The sequence below is a fragment of the Streptomyces sp. NPDC051452 genome, assembly GCF_044454765.1.
Lineage (GTDB): Bacteria > Actinomycetota > Actinomycetes > Streptomycetales > Streptomycetaceae > Streptomyces.
Map to the genome: position 1 here is coordinate 373,116 of NZ_JBITEB010000004.1, position 20,436 is coordinate 393,551.

Annotated in this window: 20 protein-coding genes and 2 pseudogenes; 9 read left to right on the forward strand and 13 right to left on the reverse strand. The window is 72.2% G+C overall.

Features of this window, described 5'->3' with window-relative positions; genetic code table 11:
- Position 1: 1 nt before the first annotated feature.
- The 3 genes and pseudogenes from ACIBA9_RS13930 to ACIBA9_RS13940 form a co-directional block, all read left to right on the forward strand.
- Positions 2 to 793: pseudogene (locus ACIBA9_RS13930) on the forward strand (thiazole synthase); the annotation flags it as partial.
- A 100-nt stretch (positions 794 to 893) separates the two neighbouring features.
- On the forward strand, positions 894 to 2,819 hold the full coding sequence (pknB, locus tag ACIBA9_RS13935; protein WP_399362668.1) for a Stk1 family PASTA domain-containing Ser/Thr kinase: 1,926 nt from the start codon (positions 894 to 896) through the stop codon (positions 2,817 to 2,819).
- A gap of 57 nt (positions 2,820 to 2,876) precedes the next feature.
- Positions 2,877 to 3,755 (forward strand): deoxyribonuclease IV, encoded by an 879-nt coding sequence (locus tag ACIBA9_RS13940; protein ID WP_399362670.1) that lies wholly within the window; start codon positions 2,877 to 2,879, stop codon positions 3,753 to 3,755.
- 67 nt (positions 3,756 to 3,822) lie between these two features.
- On the opposite strand, the gene ACIBA9_RS13945 is transcribed toward ACIBA9_RS13940, so the two are convergent.
- Positions 3,823 to 4,455, reverse strand: coding sequence for a sulfite oxidase-like oxidoreductase (locus ACIBA9_RS13945; RefSeq protein WP_399362672.1), 633 nt, complete (start codon positions 4,453 to 4,455; stop codon positions 3,823 to 3,825).
- 175 nt (positions 4,456 to 4,630) lie between these two features.
- Between ACIBA9_RS13945 and bfr the strand changes: the two genes are divergently transcribed.
- Positions 4,631 to 5,149 carry a bacterioferritin gene (gene bfr / locus ACIBA9_RS13950; RefSeq protein ID WP_362154004.1) on the forward strand — a complete coding sequence of 173 codons (519 nt, stop codon included), beginning with the start codon at positions 4,631 to 4,633 and terminating at the stop codon, positions 5,147 to 5,149.
- A gap of 27 nt (positions 5,150 to 5,176) precedes the next feature.
- Here bfr and ACIBA9_RS13955 read toward each other — a convergent pair whose 3' ends face one another.
- The 3 genes from ACIBA9_RS13955 to ACIBA9_RS13965 all read right to left on the reverse strand — a co-directional run bounded on the left by ACIBA9_RS13955 (position 5,177) and on the right by ACIBA9_RS13965 (position 8,483).
- On the reverse strand, positions 5,177 to 5,401 hold the full coding sequence (locus ACIBA9_RS13955) for a bacterioferritin-associated ferredoxin (RefSeq protein ID WP_399362674.1): 225 nt from the start codon (positions 5,399 to 5,401) through the stop codon (positions 5,177 to 5,179).
- Between the two features lie 134 nt (positions 5,402 to 5,535).
- On the reverse strand, positions 5,536 to 6,885 hold the full coding sequence (locus tag ACIBA9_RS13960) for a class II 3-deoxy-7-phosphoheptulonate synthase (RefSeq protein WP_362154010.1): 1,350 nt from the start codon (positions 6,883 to 6,885) through the stop codon (positions 5,536 to 5,538).
- 119 nt (positions 6,886 to 7,004) lie between these two features.
- Positions 7,005 to 8,483, reverse strand: coding sequence for a hypothetical protein (locus ACIBA9_RS13965; protein ID WP_399362677.1), 1,479 nt, complete (start codon positions 8,481 to 8,483; stop codon positions 7,005 to 7,007).
- Between the two features lie 82 nt (positions 8,484 to 8,565).
- Between ACIBA9_RS13965 and ACIBA9_RS13970 the strand changes: the two genes are divergently transcribed.
- Both ACIBA9_RS13970 and ACIBA9_RS13975 read left to right on the forward strand, forming a co-directional pair.
- Complete coding sequence (locus ACIBA9_RS13970; protein ID WP_362154162.1) at positions 8,566 to 8,622, forward strand: trp operon leader peptide; 57 nt, start codon at positions 8,566 to 8,568, stop codon at positions 8,620 to 8,622.
- Positions 8,623 to 8,721: 99 nt separating this feature from the next.
- On the forward strand, positions 8,722 to 10,584 hold the full coding sequence (locus ACIBA9_RS13975) for an anthranilate synthase family protein (protein WP_399362679.1): 1,863 nt from the start codon (positions 8,722 to 8,724) through the stop codon (positions 10,582 to 10,584).
- A gap of 422 nt (positions 10,585 to 11,006) precedes the next feature.
- Here ACIBA9_RS13975 and ACIBA9_RS13980 read toward each other — a convergent pair whose 3' ends face one another.
- From ACIBA9_RS13980 to ACIBA9_RS13995, 4 genes are all read right to left on the reverse strand, one after another.
- Positions 11,007 to 12,035, reverse strand: a complete 1,029-nt coding sequence (locus tag ACIBA9_RS13980) for a 6-phosphofructokinase (protein ID WP_362154017.1) — start codon at positions 12,033 to 12,035, stop codon at positions 11,007 to 11,009.
- A gap of 108 nt (positions 12,036 to 12,143) precedes the next feature.
- On the reverse strand, positions 12,144 to 12,821 hold the full coding sequence (locus tag ACIBA9_RS13985) for a response regulator (protein WP_399362681.1): 678 nt from the start codon (positions 12,819 to 12,821) through the stop codon (positions 12,144 to 12,146).
- Positions 12,818 to 14,053 (reverse strand): MacS family sensor histidine kinase, encoded by a 1,236-nt coding sequence (macS, locus tag ACIBA9_RS13990; protein ID WP_399362683.1) that lies wholly within the window; start codon positions 14,051 to 14,053, stop codon positions 12,818 to 12,820. The genes ACIBA9_RS13985 and macS overlap by 4 nt, the downstream gene beginning before the upstream one ends.
- Before the next feature lie 71 nt (positions 14,054 to 14,124).
- Entirely contained in the window at positions 14,125 to 14,871 is a 747-nt protein-coding gene (locus tag ACIBA9_RS13995) for a lysophospholipid acyltransferase family protein (RefSeq protein WP_399362970.1), read from the reverse strand.
- A gap of 185 nt (positions 14,872 to 15,056) precedes the next feature.
- Here ACIBA9_RS13995 and ACIBA9_RS14000 point away from each other — a divergent pair, with 185 nt between their 5' ends.
- Together ACIBA9_RS14000 and ACIBA9_RS14005 are read left to right on the forward strand one after the other, a co-directional pair.
- Positions 15,057 to 15,836, forward strand: a complete 780-nt coding sequence (locus ACIBA9_RS14000; protein ID WP_399362685.1) for an alpha/beta hydrolase — start codon at positions 15,057 to 15,059, stop codon at positions 15,834 to 15,836.
- Positions 15,829 to 16,398 carry a hypothetical protein gene (locus ACIBA9_RS14005; protein ID WP_362154025.1) on the forward strand — a complete coding sequence of 190 codons (570 nt, stop codon included), beginning with the start codon at positions 15,829 to 15,831 and terminating at the stop codon, positions 16,396 to 16,398. The genes ACIBA9_RS14000 and ACIBA9_RS14005 overlap by 8 nt, the downstream gene beginning before the upstream one ends.
- A gap of 115 nt (positions 16,399 to 16,513) precedes the next feature.
- Here the strand turns inward: ACIBA9_RS14005 and ACIBA9_RS14010 are convergent.
- A pseudogene (locus tag ACIBA9_RS14010) lies at positions 16,514 to 16,597 on the reverse strand (serine hydrolase); the annotation flags it as partial.
- Between ACIBA9_RS14010 and ACIBA9_RS14015 the strand changes: the two are divergent.
- Complete coding sequence (locus tag ACIBA9_RS14015; protein WP_399362688.1) at positions 16,568 to 16,729, forward strand: hypothetical protein; 162 nt, start codon at positions 16,568 to 16,570, stop codon at positions 16,727 to 16,729. The pseudogene ACIBA9_RS14010 and the gene ACIBA9_RS14015 sit on opposite strands and share 30 nt — an antisense overlap.
- Here the strand turns inward: ACIBA9_RS14015 and ACIBA9_RS14020 are convergent.
- From ACIBA9_RS14020 to ACIBA9_RS14035, 4 genes are all read right to left on the reverse strand, one after another.
- Positions 16,710 to 17,462 (reverse strand): endonuclease/exonuclease/phosphatase family protein, encoded by a 753-nt coding sequence (locus ACIBA9_RS14020; protein WP_399362690.1) that lies wholly within the window; start codon positions 17,460 to 17,462, stop codon positions 16,710 to 16,712. The two genes, ACIBA9_RS14015 and ACIBA9_RS14020, sit on opposite strands and share 20 nt — an antisense overlap.
- A gap of 155 nt (positions 17,463 to 17,617) precedes the next feature.
- Entirely contained in the window at positions 17,618 to 18,571 is a 954-nt protein-coding gene (locus ACIBA9_RS14025) for an ROK family glucokinase (RefSeq protein WP_362154033.1), read from the reverse strand.
- 67 nt (positions 18,572 to 18,638) lie between these two features.
- A complete protein-coding gene (locus ACIBA9_RS14030) occupies positions 18,639 to 19,136 on the reverse strand; it encodes a DUF5304 domain-containing protein (protein ID WP_399362692.1) in 498 nt (165 codons plus the stop codon).
- Positions 19,137 to 19,193: 57 nt separating this feature from the next.
- Positions 19,194 to 20,384, reverse strand: coding sequence for an ArsA family ATPase (locus ACIBA9_RS14035; protein ID WP_399362694.1), 1,191 nt, complete (start codon positions 20,382 to 20,384; stop codon positions 19,194 to 19,196).
- Positions 20,385 to 20,436 lie beyond the last annotated feature (52 nt).

Sequence of the window (20,436 nt, forward strand, 5' to 3'; positions counted from 1 at the left end):
CATGGCCGACGATCCCTTCGTCCTCGGCACAGTGCCCTTCACGTCCCGGCTGATCATGGGTACGGGCGGTGCGCCCAGCCTGGAGGTGCTGGAGCGGGCCCTGATCGCCTCCGGCACGGAGCTGACGACGGTCGCGATGCGGCGGGTGGACCCTTCCGTGCACGGCTCGGTGCTGTCGGTGCTGGAGCGCCTCGGCATCCGGGTGCTGCCGAACACCGCGGGCTGCTTCACCGCCGGGGAGGCCGTGCTGACCGCCCGGCTGGCCCGGGAGGCGCTGGGCACGGATCTGATCAAGCTGGAGGTCATCGCCGACGAGCGGACGCTGCTGCCCGACCCGATCGAGCTGCTGGACGCGGCGGAGACGCTGGTGGACGACGGGTTCACGGTGCTGCCGTACACCAACGACGACCCGGTCCTCGCGAGGAAGCTGGAGGATGTCGGCTGTGCGGCGGTGATGCCGCTGGGCTCGCCGATCGGGTCGGGGCTCGGCATCCGCAACCCGCACAACTTCCAGCTGATCGTGGAGCACGCGCGCGTGCCGGTGATCCTCGACGCGGGTGCCGGTACGGCCTCCGACGTGGCGCTGGCGATGGAGCTGGGGTGCGCCGGGGTGATGCTCGCCTCGGCCGTCACCCGGGCACAGGAGCCGCAGACCATGGCCACGGCCATGCGGCACGCGGTGGAGGCGGGCCGGCTGGCGCGGCTGGCGGGGCGCATCCCGCGCCGCCACTTCGCCGAGGCCTCCTCCCCCACCGAGGGGCGCGCCCGGCTGGACCCCGAGCGTCCCGCCTTCCCCTCCGGCGGGTCGCACGACGGTCACAGCTCTGCTGCATTGCGTCCCGGTCAGGACACGGGAGACGGGAGTGTCGGTCGTCCCTCGTAGACTCCCCTGCGTGGATACGACCCTTCAGGACCCCCTCGTCGGGCAGCTGCTCGACGGCCGGTACCGCGTGGACGCGCGGATCGCGGCCGGCGGGATGGCCACGGTCTACCGGGCCCTGGACACCCGCCTGGACCGTGTGCTCGCGCTGAAGGTGATGCACCCGGCGCTCGCGGGCGACGGGGCCTTCGTCGAGCGGTTCATCCGGGAGGCGAAGTCCGTCGCCCGGCTGGACCACCCCAACGTGGTGCAGGTCTTCGACCAGGGCGCCGACGGGTCGTATGTGTACCTGGCGATGGAGTACGTCGCCGGGTGCACCCTGAGGGACGTGCTGCGCGAGCGGGGCGCGCTGCAGCCGCGGGCCGCGCTGGACATCCTGGAGCCGGTGCTCGCCGCGCTCGGCGCCGCGCACCGGGCCGGTTTCGTGCACCGGGACATGAAGCCCGAGAACGTCCTGATAGGGGACGACGGGCGGGTGAAGGTCGCCGACTTCGGGCTGGTGCGCTCGGTGGACACCGTGACCAGTACGACGGGTGCCGTGCTCGGGACCGTGTCGTACCTCGCGCCCGAGCAGATAGAGCAGGGCACCACCGATCCACGCGTGGACGTGTACGCGTGCGGTGTCGTGCTCTACGAGATGCTGACCGGCGGCAAACCCCACGCCGGGGACTCCCCGGCCCAGGTGCTCTACCGGCACATACACGAGGACGTGCCCCCGCCCTCGGCCCTCGTGCCCGCCCTGCCCTACCAGCTGGACGAACTGGTCGCCTCGGCCACCGCCCGCGACCCCGGCATCCGCCCGCACGACGCGGTGGCACTGCTCGGCCAGGTCCGCGAGGCGCGCGGGGCACTGACCGACGCGCAGCTGGACGCGCTGCCGCCGCAAGCGCTGTCCGCGGAGCATGACGGGGCCGAGGACCGTACGAGCGTGATACCGCGCTCCCCGACCGTCCCGCGGGCGCTGCCCGTGGACGCGGACCCGGCCCCGGACGGTGTCCACCGCACCACCCGGTTGCAGAGCCCGCCCGGCCTCGACCGGCGGCGGCCCGCGCGTCCCCGTCGTGCGGTGCTGGCGGTGGTCGCGGCCCTGCTGGTGGTGTTCGGCGTGGGCGCCGGGGTCTGGTACATCAACTCCGGCCAGTTCACGAAGGTCCCCCCGTTGCTGGCCAAGACGGAGGCGCAGGCGCGGCAGCGGCTGGAGGCGGCCGGGCTGGACGTCGGGCGGGTCAGGCGGGCGTACAGCGACACCATCGAGCGCGGCACCGTCGTCAGCGCCGATCCGGCGCCCGGCTCCCGCATCCGGGACCACGACTCGGTGGCCCTGACCGTCTCGCTGGGACCGCAGACGGTGAAGGTGCCGGATGTGACGGGACAGCCGCTCGCCAAGGCGCGGGCGCGGCTGAAGGCGGCCGGGCTGGAGCCGGGCATGGTCACCCGGGCGTTCAGCGAGGACGTGTCGGGCGGCTCGGTGATCTCCACCACGCCGCGTACGGGCACCGAGCGGCACGCCGGTTCGGCGATCGCGCTGACCGTCAGCAAGGGCCGGCCCGTCGACGTGCCGGACGTCACCGGCGACGACCCGGACAGCGCCCGGCAGGAGCTGGCGGACGCCGGACTGAAGGTGAAGATCGCCACCGGACGGGTCGACTCGGAGTTCGACAAGGGCGAGGTCGCCACGCAGAGCCCGCGCGACGGCAGCGAGGCGGCCGAGGGCGACACGGTGACGCTGACGCTGTCCAGGGGTCCCGAGATGGTCGAGGTGCCGGACGTGGTCGGCGACAGCGTGGACGACGCCCACGCCGCCCTGGAAGGGGCCGGCTTCGAGGTCGACGAGGACCGCGGGCTGCTCGGGTTGTTCGGCGACACCGTGAAGAAGCAGTCGGTGCCGGGCGGCAAGAGGGCACCCAAGGGGTCGACGATCACGATCACCATCCGGTGACGGGGCTCACCGGGGACCGTGGTCCGGCGGCCGGGGCGGACATGACACCCTGAACGGGTGAGTCCCGTTCAGTCCTTCCCGCTCCGCAACCCCGTGGGCGGTCATGTCCCGGTGGCCGGCGGTCTGCATTCCGTGGGCCTGTCCTACGCCCGCGAACTGAAGGCGGAGACCGTGCAGGTCTTCGTCGCCAATCCGCGCGGCTGGGCGACACCGGCCGGGAACCCGCGCCAGGACGAGGCGTTCCGGGAGGCGTGCGCCGCGGAGTCGATCCCGGCGTATGTGCACGCCCCTTATCTGATCAACTTCGGCTCGCACACCGAGGCGACCGTCGAGCGGTCCGTGGAATCCCTGCGGCACTCGCTGCGGCGCGGCCGGGAGATCGGCGCGCTGGGCGTGGTCGTGCACACCGGCAGCGCGACCGGCGGGCGGGCGCGGGAGGTGGCGCTGAAGCAGGTGCGGGAGCATCTGCTGCCGCTGCTCGACGAGCTGACCCACGAGGACGACCCGTTCCTGCTGCTGGAGTCGACCGCCGGGCAGGGTGCCTCGCTGTGCTCGCGGACCTGGGACTTCGGGCCGTACTTCGCGGCGCTGGACGCCCACCCGAAGCTGGGCGTCTGCCTGGACACCTGCCACGTCTTCGCCGCCGGGCACGATCTGACCGGGCCGAGCGGTATGCACCAGACCCTCGACCTGCTGGTGGACACGGTCGGCGAGGGCCGGCTGAAGCTGATCCACGCCAACGACTCCAAGGACGTGGCCGGGGCGCACAAGGACCGGCACGAGAACATCGGCGCCGGCCACATCGGCGAGGACCCCTTCCGCGCCCTGATGACCCACCCGGCGACGGCGGGTGTCCCGCTGGTCATCGAGACGCCCGGCGGCAAGGAAGGACATGCCGCCGACGTGACGCGGCTGAAGGAACTGCGGGACTCCTGAGGCGTTCGCAGAGCACGGCCGCACCGGTGGACGATCCCGACCGCCGCCACCTCCCGGCCGGCCGGGATCAGAGTCCGGGGCCGTCGCCGGGCTCCTCCTGGTAGGAGTAGCGCTGTTCCTTCCAGGGGTCGCCGATGTTGTGGTAGCCGCGTTCCTCCCAGAAGCCGCGGCGGTCGGCGGTCATGTACTCCACGCCGCGCACCCACTTCGGGCCCTTCCAGGCGTACAGGTGGGGCACGATCAGACGGACCGGGAAACCGTGCTCGGCGGTGAGCAGCTCGCCGTCCTTGTGGGTGGCGAAGACCGTGCGGCCGGAGGCGAAGTCCGACAGGCGCAGGTTCGAGCTGAAGCCGTACTCCGCCCAGACCATCACATGGGTGACATCCGGCGCCGGCGGTGCCAGGTCGAGGATCGCGCGGGCCGGGACGCCTCCCCACTCCGCGCCGAGCATGCTGAACTTCGTCACGCAGTGCAGATCGGCCACCACGGTGGTGTACGGCAGGGCCGTGAACTCCTCGTGGCTCCAGGTCCGCTTGCCGCCGTCGGCGGTGGCGCCGAAGACCCGGAACTCCCAGCGCTCGGGCCGGAACCTCGGCACGGGTCCGTAGTGCGTGACCGGCCAGCCGCGCTGGAGCCGCTGCCCCGGCGGAAGCCCGGACCCCGCCACCGCTCCAGCCTCACCCTCCACCGGACGACCCATGCGTCCATCCTGACAGAATCCGGGCCATGCCCTGACCACCACCCGAGGAGTCGGGACAACTCGGGCAAGCCACCACTTAATTACTAAGTATGCGCTTACTGGACGATCTTCGCGGGCAGTGAAATCATGCGGCGCTACCGACTGACAGACAGTCGCCCCGGAAGGAGCCCCTCGCATGCAAGGCGACCCCGAGGTCATCGAACTGCTCAACGAGCAGTTGACCGCCGAGCTGACCGCGATCAACCAGTACTTCCTGCACGCCAAGCTCCAGGACCACAAGGGGTGGTCGAGGCTCGCCAAGTACACCCGGGCCGAGTCGTTCGACGAGATGCGGCACGCGGAGGTGCTCACCGACCGCATCCTGCTGCTGGACGGCCTGCCGAACTACCAGCGGCTCTTCCATGTCCAGGTCGGACAGACGGTGACCGAGATGTTCCAGGCCGACCGGCAGATCGAGGTCGAGGCCATCGACCGGCTGCGCCGAGGCGTCCAGGTGATGCGCGACAAGAACGACATCACGTCGGCGAACATCTTCGAGGCGATCCTGGCCGACGAGGAGCACCACATCGACTATCTGGACACCCAGCTGGAGCTGGTGGACAAACTGGGCGAGGCGCTCTACCTGTCAACCGTGATCGAGCAGGACCAGCCCGACGCCTCGGGACCGGGCACCGGCGGCTTCTCCACGCACTGAGCGGGCGCTGCCGCACGGCAGGCGCCGCTAGGCGGCTTCGTCCAGCCGCGCGAGAGCCGCAGCGGGCTGGTCGACCTGCTCGCGGCGGGGACAGGCGCCCCGGCCCAGCAGGGCCTGGATACGTCGCACACAGCCGCCGCAGTCGGTGCCGGCCTTGCAGGCCGAGGCGATCTGCCGCGGTGTACAGGCGCCGTCCTCCGCGTGCTGCTTGACCTGCGCCACGGTCACACCGAAGCAGCTGCAGACGTACACGCGGACTCACCTCCCGACCGGGTCGCTGATTGCCGTCCCGTTTCCGGTGAGGCAAACCTAACCTTACCTATCCGGTGGGGTCCGCGAAAGCAGAAAGGGGCGCGGATCGTCTGTGATCCGCGCCCCACCGGGGCTCACTGGTCCCGGTACATCTCCGCCACGAGGAACGCCAGGTCCAGCGACTGGCTGCGGTTCAGCCGGGGGTCGCAGGCCGTCTCGTAGCGCTGGTGCAGGTCGTCGACGAAGATCTCGTCGCCGCCGCCCACGCACTCGGTGACGTCGTCGCCGGTCAGCTCCACGTGGATACCGCCCGGGTGGGTGCCCAGCGCCTTGTGGACCTCGAAGAAGCCCTTGACCTCGTCGAGCACGTCGTCGAAGCGCCGGGTCTTGTGCCCGGAGGCCGCCTCGTAGGTGTTGCCGTGCATCGGGTCGGTGATCCAGGCGACGGTCGCACCGGAGGCGGTGACCTTCTCGACCAGTTCGGGCAGCTTGTCGCGCACCTTGTCGGCACCCATGCGGACGATGAAGGTCAGCCGGCCCGGCTCGCGCTCGGGGTCCAGGCGCTCGATGTACTGCAGCGCCTGCTCGGCCGTCGTCGTCGGGCCCAGCTTGATGCCGATGGGGTTGCGGATCTTCGAGGCGAACTCGATGTGCGCGCCGTCCAGCTGCCGGGTGCGCTCACCGATCCACACCATGTGCGCGGAGACGTCGTACAGCTTGCCCGTACGCGAGTCCACCCGGGTCAGCGCCGACTCGTAGTCCAGCAGCAGCGCCTCGTGCGAGGAGAAGAACTCGACGGTCTTGAACTCCTCCGGATCCGTGCCGCAGGCCCGCATGAAGTTCAGCGCGTTGTCGATCTCCCGCGCGAGCTGCTCGTAGCGCTGGCCGGACGGCGAGGTCCGCACGAAGTCCTGGTTCCAGGCGTGCACCTGCCGGAGGTCGGCGTAGCCACCGGTGGTGAAGGCGCGCACCAGGTTCAGCGTGGACGCCGAGGCGTTGTACATCCGCTTCAGCCGCTCCGGGTCGGGAAAGCGGCTGGCCTCCGTGAAGTCGAAGCCGTTGACGGAGTCGCCCCGGTAGACCGGGAGCGTCACGCCGTCTCGGGTCTCGGTCGGCTTCGAACGCGGCTTGGAGTACTGCCCCGCGATCCGGCCGACCTTCACCACCGGCACGGAGGCCGCGTAGGTGAGCACCGCTCCCATCTGCAGCAGCGTCTTGAGCTTGTTACGGATGTGGTCTGCGGACACCGCGTCGAAGGCCTCGGCGCAGTCGCCGCCCTGGAGGAGGAACGCCTCTCCCTTGGCGACGGCCGCCATGCGGGCGCGCAGCTGGTCGCACTCGCCCGCGAAGACGAGCGGCGGATACGACTCGAGGTCCGCGATCACTGCGCGCAGAGCCTCGGGGTCGGGGTACTCGGGCTGCTGCGCCGCGGGCAGGTTTCGCCAGGTGTTGCCAGCGTTGGCGCTGGTTGCGTTCACGGTCACACCCTCAACATTACGGGGTCACCGTCGGCGCCCATGCCACGGCTCAAAAGATGAGACGGACGGGTCCGCCGCGCGCACGGCGCGCGGCGGACCCGTCCGGGGCACGTCGTTCCCGGGCGTCAGTGCAGGTTCTGCACGGCCGGGTCGTTGAATCCGACGGCGAAGACGCTGCGCAGGGAGAGGTTGTCCGTCCCCGTGTAGCCCTTGCACACGTCGTTGTCGCTCACCGGCGAGGCCGGCAGGAACTCGGAGTGGGCCGCCGTCAGGTCGCTACCGGCGCAGATGCCCTCGGTCAGCCCCCACAGCTCGTCGACCTGGGTGGCGTCGAGCTTCGGCCAGTAGCTGAGGGCCTGGGGCGGGCCCGCCGCCCAGTTGCCGCCGCTCGCGCAGGTCGTCGCGGCCCGGGTGTCGCCCACCCAGGTGTGCGAGTACACGCCGGGGACGGTGCCGCACCCCTTGTGGAAGGCGAAGTTCAGCACGCCCTGGGCGTCGGTCCAGGTCATGCCGCCCTGCAGGCCCCGGTAGCGGGAGGCCGCGTAGGCGTCCTGGATGACGGTCTTGCCGCCGGACATGTTGAGCAGCCCGGGATAGGTGGCGGAGCTGGCCGGGTTCAGCTGGTAACGCACCACGCGAGCGCCGTCGACCGAGCCCTGCCACTCACCGGTGACCAGCTTGAAGGGGCCGCCGCCGGTCTTGTCCAGCGAAAGCCAGGAGAAGCACAGCTGCTCGGGGTCGATGGTGGCGCCCGAACAGTCGGACGGCGTGCCCGCCTGCTGGTAGTAGTGGACCTCGGGCAGCACGTAGGGGTAGCCGCAGGCGCTGGAGTGGCCCGCGCCGTCGATTCCGTAGGTGCTCACGCCGGAGCCGTAGGTGTCGACCTTGGCGAGCTTGTTGATGTCGAAGACCCGGATGCCGTGCGCGGTGTCGGTGACGTAGATGTAGTTCGCGTACCAGACGATGCCGCCGCCGTGGCCGGTGACGAAGCTGAAGTCGTCACCCGAACTGGTGGGCTCGGCGAGCAGGACGTGACGGTACTTGCCGGTGTCCCGGTCGAGCAGGGTCAGCTTGAGCAGGTTGTTGGTCTTGCAGCCCTCGGACGTCTCGTGGCTGAGCGTGCGGTAATGCCAGGAGACGGCCGCGACGTGCCGGCCCTGGATGGCGCCGTCGGAGCCGTCGGCGGTGCCCGTGGTGCTCAGGCCCTGCGGCCACCAGTGCGGGTTGGTGTCGTCGGTGTGCGAGTTGGACCAGCACCAGGCCGTCGTGGTGCCCGCCGGGGGCAGCGCCTTGGTCTCGGTGCCGGTGCAGGAACGCATCGAGCGCAGGTTCAGCCAGGGGTCGGTCGCACCGGAGGAGTTCTTGGTGTAGTCGGTGGTGACGACGTCCGTGAGGTCGGCGTGGTCGGTGAGATGGGTGCCGTACAGCTTGTTCGTGGCCGAGACGTAGCTGGTGTCGGTCAATTTGAACTGGTCCGCGCCGAGCGACAGCTTGGTCATCGTCGGCGAGTCGACCGCCGATGCGGGCTGCGCGGTGAGACCGGTCAACAGCGCCGCGGTGGCGGCCATCCAGGTCAGCAGCCTGGAACCACGTGAGAGTGCCATGGCACCTTCCGTAGAAGACGAGCGGGACATGTCAAAGCAGCGGTGATCGTATCCTCACGCGGCATCGGGTAAGGTTCGGGATATGTTCGCGCCGTCGTCTCGCATGTGGTGGTGGACCGCTCATCCGGCGGCCCGCTGACTGCGCGTACACACACGACTTCGCGAAGGCCGCCCGAGGGGCGGCCTTCGGCGTTCTCGGGGCCGGGTCGTTCCTCCCAGTGAGAAGGAAACCGACCCCATGCATCTGCGCGACCTGCACGACGACCCCCGACCCTTCGCCCTGCTACACCGGCGCACGCCCGGCCGCGCCGCGGACGTGATCGAGCTGCTGATCGGCCCCGTCACGGAGGTCGAGCGGCTCGCCGACCTGCCCGACGAGGGCCTGGCACTGGTGCCCTTCCGGCAGATCCGCGAGCGCGGCTTCGACGTCCGCGACGACGGCACGCCGCTTGCCGTGCTGGTCCCCGAGGAGTCGCACACGCTGCCCCTCGCGGACGCCCTCGCCCAGCTGCCCGCGCACCAGGTGCGGGTGAGCGGCGGAGGCTTCGACGTCGGCGACGAGGAGTACGGCGAGATCGTCGGGCGGGTGCTGCGGGAGGAGATCGGCCGGGGCGAAGGCGCGAACTTCGTGATCCGGCGGACGTTCGAGGGCGCGATCCCCGGCTTCGGCCGTGCCGACGCGCTCGCGCTGTTCCGGCGGCTGCTGACGGGGGAGCGGGGCGCGTACTGGACGTTCGTGGTGCACACCGGGGACCGGACGCTGGTGGGCGCCAGCCCGGAGGTGCACGTGCGGATGTCCGGCGGGACCGTCGTGATGAACCCGATCAGCGGGACGTACCGCTATCCCGCCGAGGGGCCGACGCCCGGGCATCTGCTGGACTTCCTCGCCGACGGCAAGGAGGTCGAGGAGCTGTCCATGGTCGTCGACGAGGAACTGAAGATGATGTGCACCGTCGGCGACATGGGCGGGGTCGTCGTCGGTCCACGGCTGAAGGAGATGGCGCACCTCGCGCACACCGAGTACGAGCTGCGCGGGAAGTCCTCGCTGGACGCGCGGGAGGTGCTGCGCGAGACCATGTTCGCGGCGACGGTCACCGGGTCTCCGGTGCAGAACGCGTGCCGGGTGATCGAACGCCACGAGGTCGGCGGCCGGGGCTACTACGCGGGGGCGCTGGCGCTGCTCGGGCGGGACCCCGGGGGCGCGCAGACCCTCGACTCCCCCATCCTGATCCGCACCGCCGACATCGACGCCGGCGGCCGGCTGCGGGTTCCGGTCGGCGCGACGCTGGTGCGCGGCTCGGACCCGGCGGGCGAGGTGGCGGAGACCCACGCGAAGGCGGCGGGCGTCCTCGCGGCGCTCGGGGTGGTGCCGTCCCGTCCGCGACCGGAGCGGGACCTGCCCCGACTGGCCGAGGACCCCCGGGTGCGGGCCGCGCTGGACGGGCGCCGGGCGTCGTTGGCGCCGTTCTGGCTGCGGATGCAGGAGCGGGGCGGGGAGCTGTCCGGCCGCGCGCTCGTCGTCGACGGCGAGGACACCTTCACGGCGATGCTGGCGCATGTGCTGCGCTCGGCCGGCCTGGAGGTGGCCGTCCGGCGCTTCGACGAGCCGGGGCTGCGGGAGGCGGTGCTCGCGCACGAGGGACCGGTCGTGCTCGGGCCCGGTCCGGGTGACCCCCGCGACCTCGCCGACCCGAAGATGCGGTTCCTGCGCGACCTCGCGGCCACGGTGGTCCGGGAGCACCGCTTCGGCGTGCTCGGGGTGTGCCTGGGGCACGAGCTGATCGCGGCCGAACTGGGGCTCGAGCTGGTGCGCAAGCGGGTGCCGTACCAGGGGGCGCAGACCCGGATCGACCTGTTCGGGCGGCCGGAGACGGTCGGCTTCTACAACAGCTTCACGGCCCGCTGCGACGAGGAGACCGCCCGGGAACTGGCCGCGCACGGCGTCGAGGTGAGTCGCTCGGACGACGGCGAGGTCCACGCGGTGCGCGGCCCCGGGTTCGCGGGCGTGCAGTTCCATCCGGAGTCGGTACTGACCCTGACCGGAGCGACCATCGTCCGCGACCTCCTCCTCACCCTCCACGAAACAACCCACACGAGCTGAACGCCGGGGCATCCCCGCGGGCCAAGGCCCCGGCGTCCCGACCGAAGCCGATGCCCTGGCCCAGCCGCACGGCCTGGGCCCCGGGGGGGCAGGCCTTGGGCCTTGGGGGGCCTCGGACCCGGGGAGATGCGGCCCCCTCGGACCGGGGGGCCAAGGCCCGCCCGACCCGGCGTCCCCGGGCGGGGACAGGCCCCGGATCCGGGAGGCGGGAGCCTCGAACCCAGGGATACGGCCCCCTCGGGCCAGGGGCCAGCGCCCGCCCGGCCCCGTGTCCCGGCCGACGACGACACCGAGGCGCCGGCCGGAAACCTGGCTCAGTCCGGCCGAGAAGCCGGCCACGAAGCCCCCCGATCCCAGCCCGAGACGACACTGACGCCCCAGCCGGACGAGCCCTCCAGCCCCAGCCGATGAAGCCGCCCGGCTCAGCCGAAGAAGACGCCGATCTCTTCGTAGAGTTTCGGGTCGACCGTCTTCAGTTTGGCCGTGGCCTCGGCGATCGGGACGCGGACGATGTCGGTGCCGCGCAGGGCGACCATCTTGCCGAAGTCGCCGTCGCGCACGCAGTCGACCGCGTGCAGACCGAAGCGGGTGGCGAGCCAGCGGTCGAAGGCGCTGGGGGTGCCGCCGCGCTGGATGTGCCCGAGGACCGTGGTGCGGGCCTCCTTGCCGGTGCGCTTCTCGATCTCCTTGGCCAGCCACTCGCCGACCCCGGAGAGGCGGACGTGCCCGAAGGAGTCCAGCGACTCGTCCTTGAGGACCATTTGACCGTCCTTCGGCATGGCACCCTCGGCGACGACGACGATCGGGGCGTACGACGCCTTGAAGCGGGAGGTGATCCAGGCGCACACCTGGTCGAGGTCGAAGCGCTGCTCGGGGATGAGGATGACGTTGGCGCCACCGGCGAGACCCGAGTGGAGGGCGATCCAGCCGGCGTGACGGCCCATCACCTCGCAGACCAGGACCCGCATATGGGACTCGGCGGTGGTGTGCAGGCGGTCGATGGCCTCCGTGGCGATGCCGACCGCGGTGTCGAAGCCGAAGGTGTAGTCGGTGGCGGACAGGTCGTTGTCGATGGTCTTCGGGACGCCGACGCAGGGCACGCCGTACTCGTCGGACAGCCGCGCGGCAACGCCGAGGGTGTCCTCGCCGCCGATCACGACGAGGGCCTCCACCTCCTGCTTGGCGAGGTTCTCCTTGACACGGCGGATGCCGCCGTCCGTCTTGAGGGGGTTGGTCCGCGAGGAGCCGAGGATGGTGCCGCCGCGGGGCAGGATGCCACGCACCGCGGGGATGTCCAGGCGGACCGTGTCGTTCTCCAGGGGCCCCCGCCAGCCGTCCCGGAAGCCGACGAAGTCGTAGCCGTACTCCTGCACGCCCTTGCGCACGATGCCCCGGATGACGGCGTTGAGCCCGGGGCAGTCGCCGCCTCCGGTCAGTACTCCGACCCGCATGGAAATGTCCCTTCGCCGCGTATGCCTGACGATCGGTCACGCTAATGGTGATTCAGGTCACACCGGGAGAGGCAGGAAGGGTGATTTCGCCGCATTGCCGCAATGGCCCTACGCGTCGTCGAGTCCGCGCTCTATCGCGTACCGGACGAGTTCGACCCGATTGTGCAACTGGAGCTTGCCGAGGGTGTTCTGGACGTGGTTCTGGACCGTGCGGTGGGAGATGACGAGGCGTTCGGCGATCTGCTTGTAGCTCAGACCCTTGGCGACCAGGCGCAGCACCTCCGTCTCCCGGTCGGTCAGCCGGGGCGCCCCGGGCTCGTCGGCGTCGGCGGCGGGCGCGGGCTCGGAGGCCAGCCGGCGGTACTCGCCGAGCACCAGTCCGGCGAGGCCGGGCGTGAACACCGGGTCGCCGACGGCCGTCCGGCGCACCGCGTCCAGCAACTCCTCGGTGGAGGCCGACTTCAGCAGATAGCCGGTGGCACCGGACTTGACCGCCTCCAGGACGTCGGCGTGCTCGCCGCTCGCGGACAGCACCAGGACGCGCAACGCCGGGTTGTGGGCGACCAGTTCCTTGCAGACCTGGACACCGGGCTTGGCGGGCAGGTTGAGGTCCAGCACGAGGACGTCGGGGCCTGCGGCCTTGGCGCGGCGGACCGCCTGGTCGCCGTCGCCGGCGGTGGCGACCACCTCGAAGCCGGACTCGCCCAGGTCCCTGGCGACCGCGTCGCGCCACATGGGGTGGTCGTCGACCACCATGACCCGGATCGGGTCCTGCTGCTGCGTCATCGTTGCTCCGTCTTCTTCCCCCGCGCCCCTGCGGCGCCCTTCGGTACCTTCAGTTCGACTTCCGTGCCCTGCCCGGGCACGGAGATCAGCTCGGCGCTGCCGCCGAGGTCGCGCAGCCGGCCACGGATGGACTGGGCCACCCCGAGCCGGCCGTCGCCCTCGGCCTGGGCGAGCCTGCCCTCGGGGATGCCGGGCCCGTCGTCGCGGACGGTCACGATGATCTCGTCCGGTTCGTCCTCGACCAGGATCCAGGCCCGGGCCTCCTCGCCGACGTGCCGGCGCACGTTGTCCAGGGCGGCCCCGACCGCCGCGGCCAGCTCCCGGGCCGCGGCGGGCGGCAGCACCACCGGGGCGCCGGGCTCGGCGAGGCCCACCCGGCCGCACGCGTAGGGGGCGAGCAGCAGACGCAGATCGACCGGGCCGGCCGGTTCGCGCGCGTCCGGCTCCTCGACGAGCCGTACGACGGCTCCGGCGGCCGCGTCCTCCGACACCCGCGACACCGGCACCAGACCACCGGAGACCAGCGTGCGCAGGGCCACCTCCTGCTCCCCGGCGAGGCGGCCCAGCTCGGCCGCCTCGCCCCCGAGGGCCGTGCCCCGCCGCTTCACCATCGCCAGGACCTGCAGCACGCTGTCGTGGATGTCCCGGGCCAGCCGCTCCCGCTCCCGGGTGGCGGCCTCGATCTCCAGGGCGCGGGCGAGGGTGCGCTCGGAGGCGCGGGCCACCTCCACGACGTAGCCGATGGCGATGGAGGCCACCCAGACGAGGATCACGTTGTGCACGGTGTCCCGGGCGGGGTGGCCGCGCTCGACCAGGTTGACTGCGGCGACGGCCGTGGAGGCGACGGCGGCCCAGCGCCAGCCGCCCTTCAGCGCGAAGGCCAGCACCGAACCGGCGGTCCATATCGACGGCAGGGTGGGGCCGCCGCCCGCGATCCGCTCGTGGTTGTCGGCGAGCGGGGTGAGCAGGATGCCGGTCATGGCCACGGCCAGGTCGGCCGCCAGGAAGCGCTTGGTGCAGGCGGCCGCGCTGCGCACCAGGGACAGGGTGGCGAGGGTCCACCCGACGAGGACGGTGTAGTAGGCGACGGCGAGCCAGGGCCGGGTGAAGTGGGAGTACGCGCTGGCGCACAGGCCGATGGCGTACAGCATGGTCAGCACGCGGTAGCCGGCGAGCGCCCGCCACAGCGGCAGCTCCACCGACATCCGCATGACGCGCTCGCGTCCGGCCACGTCCCCCACTCCCCCGCTCTCCGGCCGCCGCTCCGCCCGCTCCCCCGCCCCCCGGGGGTCGCCGCGGCCGGCTAGCCCTCCGCCCGCTTCTCCGCTTCGGCCTTCCTCTCGGCCTCGGCCTTCTTCTCCGCTTCCCTGGCCGCCTTCGCCGCCTCCGCGATCTGCCGCTTGGCGGCGGTGGCGTACATGTCGACGTACTCCTGGCCGGAGAGCTTCATGATCTCGTACATGACCTCGTCGGTCAGGGCGCGCAGGACGAAGCGGTCGTGCTCCATGCCGTGGTAGCGGCTGAAGTCCAGGGGCTTGCCGATGCGGATGCCGGGCCGCATCAGCTTGGGCACCACCTTGCCGGGCGGCTGGATCTTCTCGGTGTCGATCATGGCGACCGGGATGACCGGCGCGCCGGTGGCGAGCGCCACCCGGGCCAGGCCGCCGGGCTTGCCCCGGTAGAGCCGGCCGTCGGGCGAGCGGGTGCCCTCCGGGTAGATGCCGAACAACTCGCCGCGCTCCAGCACCTCTATGCCGCTCTTGATCGCCGCCTCGCCGGCGCCGCGCGCCCCCGAGCGGTCCACCGGGAGCTGGCCGACGCCCTTGAAGAACGCGGCGGTCAGCCGACCCTTCACGCCGGGGGTGGTGAAGTACTCGGCCTTCGCGATGAAGGTGACCTTGCGGTTCAGCATCGTCGGAAGGAAGAACGAGTCCGAGAAGGACAGGTGGTTGCTCGCCAGGATGGCGGGGCCCTCGGCCGGAATGTTCTCCAGTCCCTCCACCCAGGGCCTGAAGGCGACCTTCAGCGGCCCGCCGATGGCGACCTTCATCGTGCCGTACAACACCCGTGTGCCTCCTGTTTGCGTCGAACAGACCTTAACCCGGAGCACCGTCAAAGGGCCCGACGACCCTGGTCGGTGTCAGTGCGGTCGCGTACGGTGAAGCACATCCGCACTTTTCTTCCCGCCTTGACCGGTCGCCGGACAGGGCCCTCCCAGGAACAGGAGAGTCGAAGGTGCCGGTTCTCCCCGGAGCCGAGCCGTACCGCCACGAGGGCGGGGAAGTGGGCGTCCTCCTCTGTCACGGCTTCACCGGCTCACCCCAGTCGCTGCGCCCGTGGGCGGAGCACCACGCGGCCCACGACCTGACCGTGTCTCTGCCGCTGCTGCCCGGCCACGGCACGCGCTGGGAGGACATGCAGCTCACCGGCTGGCAGGACTGGTACGCGGAGGTGGACCGCGAACTGCGCCTGCTCTCCGAGCGCTGTTCCCGGGTCTTCGTCGCGGGCCTGTCGATGGGCGGCGCGCTGGCGCTGCGCCTGGCCGCGCGGCACGGCGCGCGGGTCGCGGGCGCGGTGGTCGTCAACCCGGCGAACAAGGTGCACGGCCTGTCGGCGTACGCCCTGCCGGTCGCCCGACACCTCGTACGGACGACGAAGGGCATCGCCAGCGACATCGCGAAGGAGGGCGCGGCGGAGGTGGGCTACGACCGGGTGCCGCTGCACGCGGCGCACTCGCTGCGGGTGTTCCTGCGCCGGCTGGACGGGGAGTTGCCCCAGGTCACCCAGCCGTTGCTGCTGCTGCGCAGCGCGCGGGACCATGTCGTCCCGGCGGCGGACGCGGCCCGGGTGCTGAGCCGGGTGTCGTCCGTGGACGTGACGGAGCTGGTGCTGGAACACAGCTACCACGTCGCGACGTTGGACGAGGATGCGGACCGGATCTTCGAGGAGAGCCTCGCCTTCATCGGCCGGCTCGCACCCAGTGTCGGCACAGAAGGGACGGCCGCAGTTGGCTGAGCACGACTCCGACCGCGACAACCGCGAGGAGCGCGAGCCGGACGAACAGGGAGTGCCCTTCGACGAGGAGGCCGCCTGGCAGGCCATCGTCGCGGGGTACGGCGCGGAACCACCGGATCCGCCGGGCTCCCGGCCCTTCCGGTCGGTGGAGGACCTCGCGCTGCCGGAGCCGGACACCGACACCGGCGCGGAGCGGACGGCCGAGCCGCGTCCGGTGCGGCCGCTGGGCAGTTCGGTCTCGTTCGCGCCCGGCGTCGGTCCGCGCGACCACACACCGGCCGAGCCGTCCGAGGACGACTTCGACGAGGACGACGACGGCCACTTCGTCCCGCCGGAGCCGCCTCCGCTGCCGGCCGCCGACGCCACGGCCAAGTTCGCCTGGCTCGGCGTGGTCGGCGGTCCGCTCCTGCTGCTGCTGGCGGTCCTGTTCGGCTGGGACATGACCTGGTGGCTGACGACCCTCGCCATCGGCGGCTTCCTCGGCGGCTTCGCGACGCTGGTGACGCGGATGCGCACGGACGACGAGGAGGGCGACGATCCCGGCCGGGGGGCCGTGGTCTGAGGGGACCGCAGCTCGTGGGCCCCGCCTGAACCCCCCTCGCGGCGGCGTCCTCGTCGGCGAGCCGCAGCTCGGGGACGTAGCGGCGGACCGGGGCGGCCAGATCCACCCGGCCCTGCTCGGCCAGGCGCATCAGGGCGGTCGCCGTGAAGCTCTTGGAGGCCGAGACCAGGTGGAAGAGCGTGTGCGCGTCGACCGGCAGCGGGTGGTCGGCGTCGGTGACGCAGTGGGCGAGGTGGATCTCCTCGCCCACTGCGTCACCACACCGACGGCGACGCCGGGAATCCCGTACTCCTGGGCCGTGGCCACTTGGTTCAAGCAGGCGGAATCCTGAGCGCGGCCAGCACCGGAAGGTGATCCGTGGCCGCCACCAGGTCGGCCCGGGTGACGCCGGGCTGGTCCAGCGGGACGCCGCAGCCCAGCACCTCGACGCCCCGGTCGGCGAAGATCGCGTCGATGCGCTGGTGGGGGTCGGCCGAGGTGGAGGTGAACTCGCCACCCCAGGGAGCCGCGACCCGGCAGTCCTGGAGGGCGCCGGAGAGCTCGCGAAAGGTGGGCCCGTCGGGACGCTCGTTGAGGTCGCCGCCCGCCACGGTGTGCGCCACGCCCAGACCGGCGAGGCGGTCCAGCAGCAAGGCACCCTGCTGCCGGCGTTCGTCCTGCCGCAGGCTGAGGTGGCAGCTGAGCACGCCCAGGCGGACATCGCCGAAGCGGACCACGGCGGTGGCGAATCCGCGCCGGTGCAGTCCGGGGGTGAGCGGCAGGAGGACGTCCTCGGTGCGTTCGACCGTGGCCCGCAGGCTGCACAGGATCGCCGGTCCCGCCGCCGTGGCGCCGCCGGTGAGGAGGACCTGGCCGGAGGCGGCCGCCAGCCGGGTGAGTTTCTTGCGCCAGCGGAAGAAGCGGGGTGCTTCCTGGAGGAGGACCAGATCGGGAGCGCACGCGCTGATCACCCTCGCCAGGGCGTCGGTGTCGTCGCGCAGCGAACGGACGTTGTAGCTCAGGACCCTGACGACCGCGGAACCGTCGGCTTCCATGCGGGAGTTGGGGAGCAGCGGGGTTGCCATGCCGTCAATTTACGCCGCCGGGGAGCCGGGGCGCGTCATGGCCGAAGGCGCCGAAGGCGCGAGGTTCCGTGCGCGACCGCCGCGTCGTCGTGGCTGGTCGCACGGATCCCCGCGCCCTCGGTTCGGTGCGCTGACCGCACACCGTGAAGCGAACGTCACATGATCGGGTCGGGCTCGCGGGCCAGGTCCGCCGCGCCGACCATGCCCGCCTTGTTGCCGAGCTGGGCCGCGATCACGTCCGCGACCGGCCGCCAGTTGCCGCCGACCAGCCAGCGCTTGTACGAGGTGCGGATCGGGTCGAGGACCAGGTCGCCCTCGTCCGAGAGGCCGCCACCGACGATGAACGCGGACGGGTCGAACAGGGAGGCCAGGTCCGCCAGACCGGCTCCGGCCCAGCGGGCCAGCTCGCGGTAGGAGTCCACGGCCACCGGGTCGCCCTGGCGGGCGGCCATGGAGATGTGCTTGCCCTCGATGCCGTCGGGGGTGCCGTCGCCGAGCGACAACAGGACCTCGGCCCGCTCGGGCGTGGCGTTGGCGCGCTGCTTGGCGTAGCGGACCAGGGCGCGGCCGGAGGCGTACTGCTCCCAGCAGCCCTGCGAGCCGCAGCCGCACAGCAGACCGTCCGGGACCATCCGGATGTGGCCGAACTCGGCGGCCACGCCGAAGTGGCCGCGGCGCAGCTTGTTGCCGATGATGATGCCGCCGCCGAGGCCGGTGCCGAGCGTGATGCAGATGACGTTCCGGTGGCCCTTGCCCGCGCCGAACCGGTACTCGCCCCAGGCGGCCGCGTTGGCGTCGTTCTCGACCACGACCGGGAGGCCGGTGCGCGCCTCGACCTTCTCCTTGAGCGGCTCGTTGCGCCAGTCGATGTTGGGCGCGAAGTAGACCGTCGAGCGCTGCCGGTTGACGTAACCGGCGGCACCGATGCCCACACCGACGATGTCGTGCCCCGCGCGCGCCCCCTCCACCGCCGAGGCGATGGCGTCCACGATGGCCTCGGGCGTGGTGGGGGTCGGCACCTTGAAGGTCGAGAGGATGTTGCCGTCCTCGTCGACCACGCCGGCCGCGATCTTCGTGCCGCCGATGTCGACGCCGATGGTGAGTCCCATGAATCCCTCAGTTCCGGTCGAGCCCCGCTACGGCCAACCGTACCCGAGGCCCTGTCGCGGCAGGGCTTCAGTCCAGGTCGATACGCTCTCCCGGGCCGGTGCCCTCGCCCCCGTCGGGGCGGTCGGGGCGGCCGGGGCGCTCGTCCTTCAGGTCGGCCGCGCCGGTGGTCCAGCGGTGCTCCTGGGCCTGGACGGCGGAGCGGTAGGCGGCCAGCAGTTCGGTGCCGGCCTGGGCGAGGTGGTCGAAGACGTCCGGGTTGCGTTCGATGACGGGCTCGACGGCGGCCTTGGCCTGCTGCACGACCTGGCGCACCACCTGCTGGGCGGCGGGTCCGGCGAGGGCCCCGAGCAGCGGTGACTGGAGGCCGGACAGCTTCTCGGCCACCGTGTCCACGAGCCGCTTGAGTTCCTCGGCGGCCGAGCCCGGGGGCGGGCCGTACTCGGTGCGGCGGCGGGCCTTCTCGGCGGCGAGGTCCTCGGCGCAGGCCGCGGCCCAGGCGTCGGCGTCGGCGGGCCGCGCCTGCTCCTCCTCGTAGGGGCCGGATGCTGGGCGCTCTTCGCTCATGGCGGACTCCTGACTACGATTCGCCCTTCCGACGGTACCTGAACGGGCGTACGGCGTTCACCGTCCGGCGCCTGGCCACAGATCCGGGTCGGGGGCGAACCGGATCCGCAGCTCGCTCTCGCGCAGTCCCGCCCCGGCCACGGTGCAGCGGCGCAGGGCGGACGGCAGCGGGACGATCCGGCGGAAGGAACCCGCGCTGATCAGGAGTTCGTCGCCGCGCCGGACCAGGTCCAGTTCCTCCCGTATCGCTCCGGGCAGCGGGATGTGCCAGACCAGCACGCCGTCCTGCGCGATCCGGTCGGCGACGGGCCACTCGACCGGGTCGGGCGCCTGGTTGACGGCCGGCACGCGCAGGGCGTCGAGGTCCTCGGCGCCGCGCGGGTCCCGTCCGAGGTGGGGGACGGTGTGCAGGGCGCAGGGCAGCTCGCGCCACTCGGCGAGGGTCTTGCCCTGCTGGGCGAGGAGTCCGGCGAACCAGGTGTCGCCGCCGGTGTCGGGCAGGACGCGGTTGGCGACCAGGGCCTCGGTGCGCAGTCCGCGAAGCGCCAGCCCCAGACAGGCGGTGTGGACGGCCTCGGCGCCGGCCGGTCCGGGTTCGGCGACCAGCCGTACGGCGGTGGTCCGGTCGGCGAGGACGGCCTGGACGGCGGCCAGTTCGACGTCCCAGCGGGCGGCGGTCTCGTACAGCCAGTCGGCGGGCATGGGGACGCCGGCCAGCCGCCCGAGGACCGGGCGCAGGGCGCGGGCCGCCTGCCGCTCGGCGGGCAGCAGGCGGCGCAGATAGCGGCGCAGTTCCTCGGGCAGGGCGAGCAGGGCGAGGGCCTGCGGCAGGGGCGGCAGGTCGACGACGAGGAGGTCGTAGCGCTCGGAGAGGGCCGCGTCCCGCAGCGCGCGCAGGAGGGACAGTTCCTCGGCGCCGGGCAGTGGGGTGACCTCCTCGGCGTCCAGGCGGGCGGCGCCCAGCAGGTCGAGGACGCTCGCGGCGCGGGTCTGGAAGAGGGTGAGGTCCTGCCGGAAGCGGTCGGCCGCGTCGGGCCGCCAGGTGGTGAGGTTCCCGGCGGTGAGGTCCCCGGCGCCCTCGGCGGGGGCCGCTCCCGTCCCGGTGCCCAGCGCCGCGCCCGCGGTGTCGGTGTGATCGGCGCTGAGCAGGAGCGTGCGGGTGCCCTCGGCCGCGGCGCGCCGTGCGGTGGCCGCGGCGACGGTCGTACGGCCGCTGCCGCCCGGGCCCGTGATCAGGATGGTGCGCATGAGGGTGAACGGTAACGGAGACGGGCGCGGTCGCGAGCGGGGCTCGGCCGCA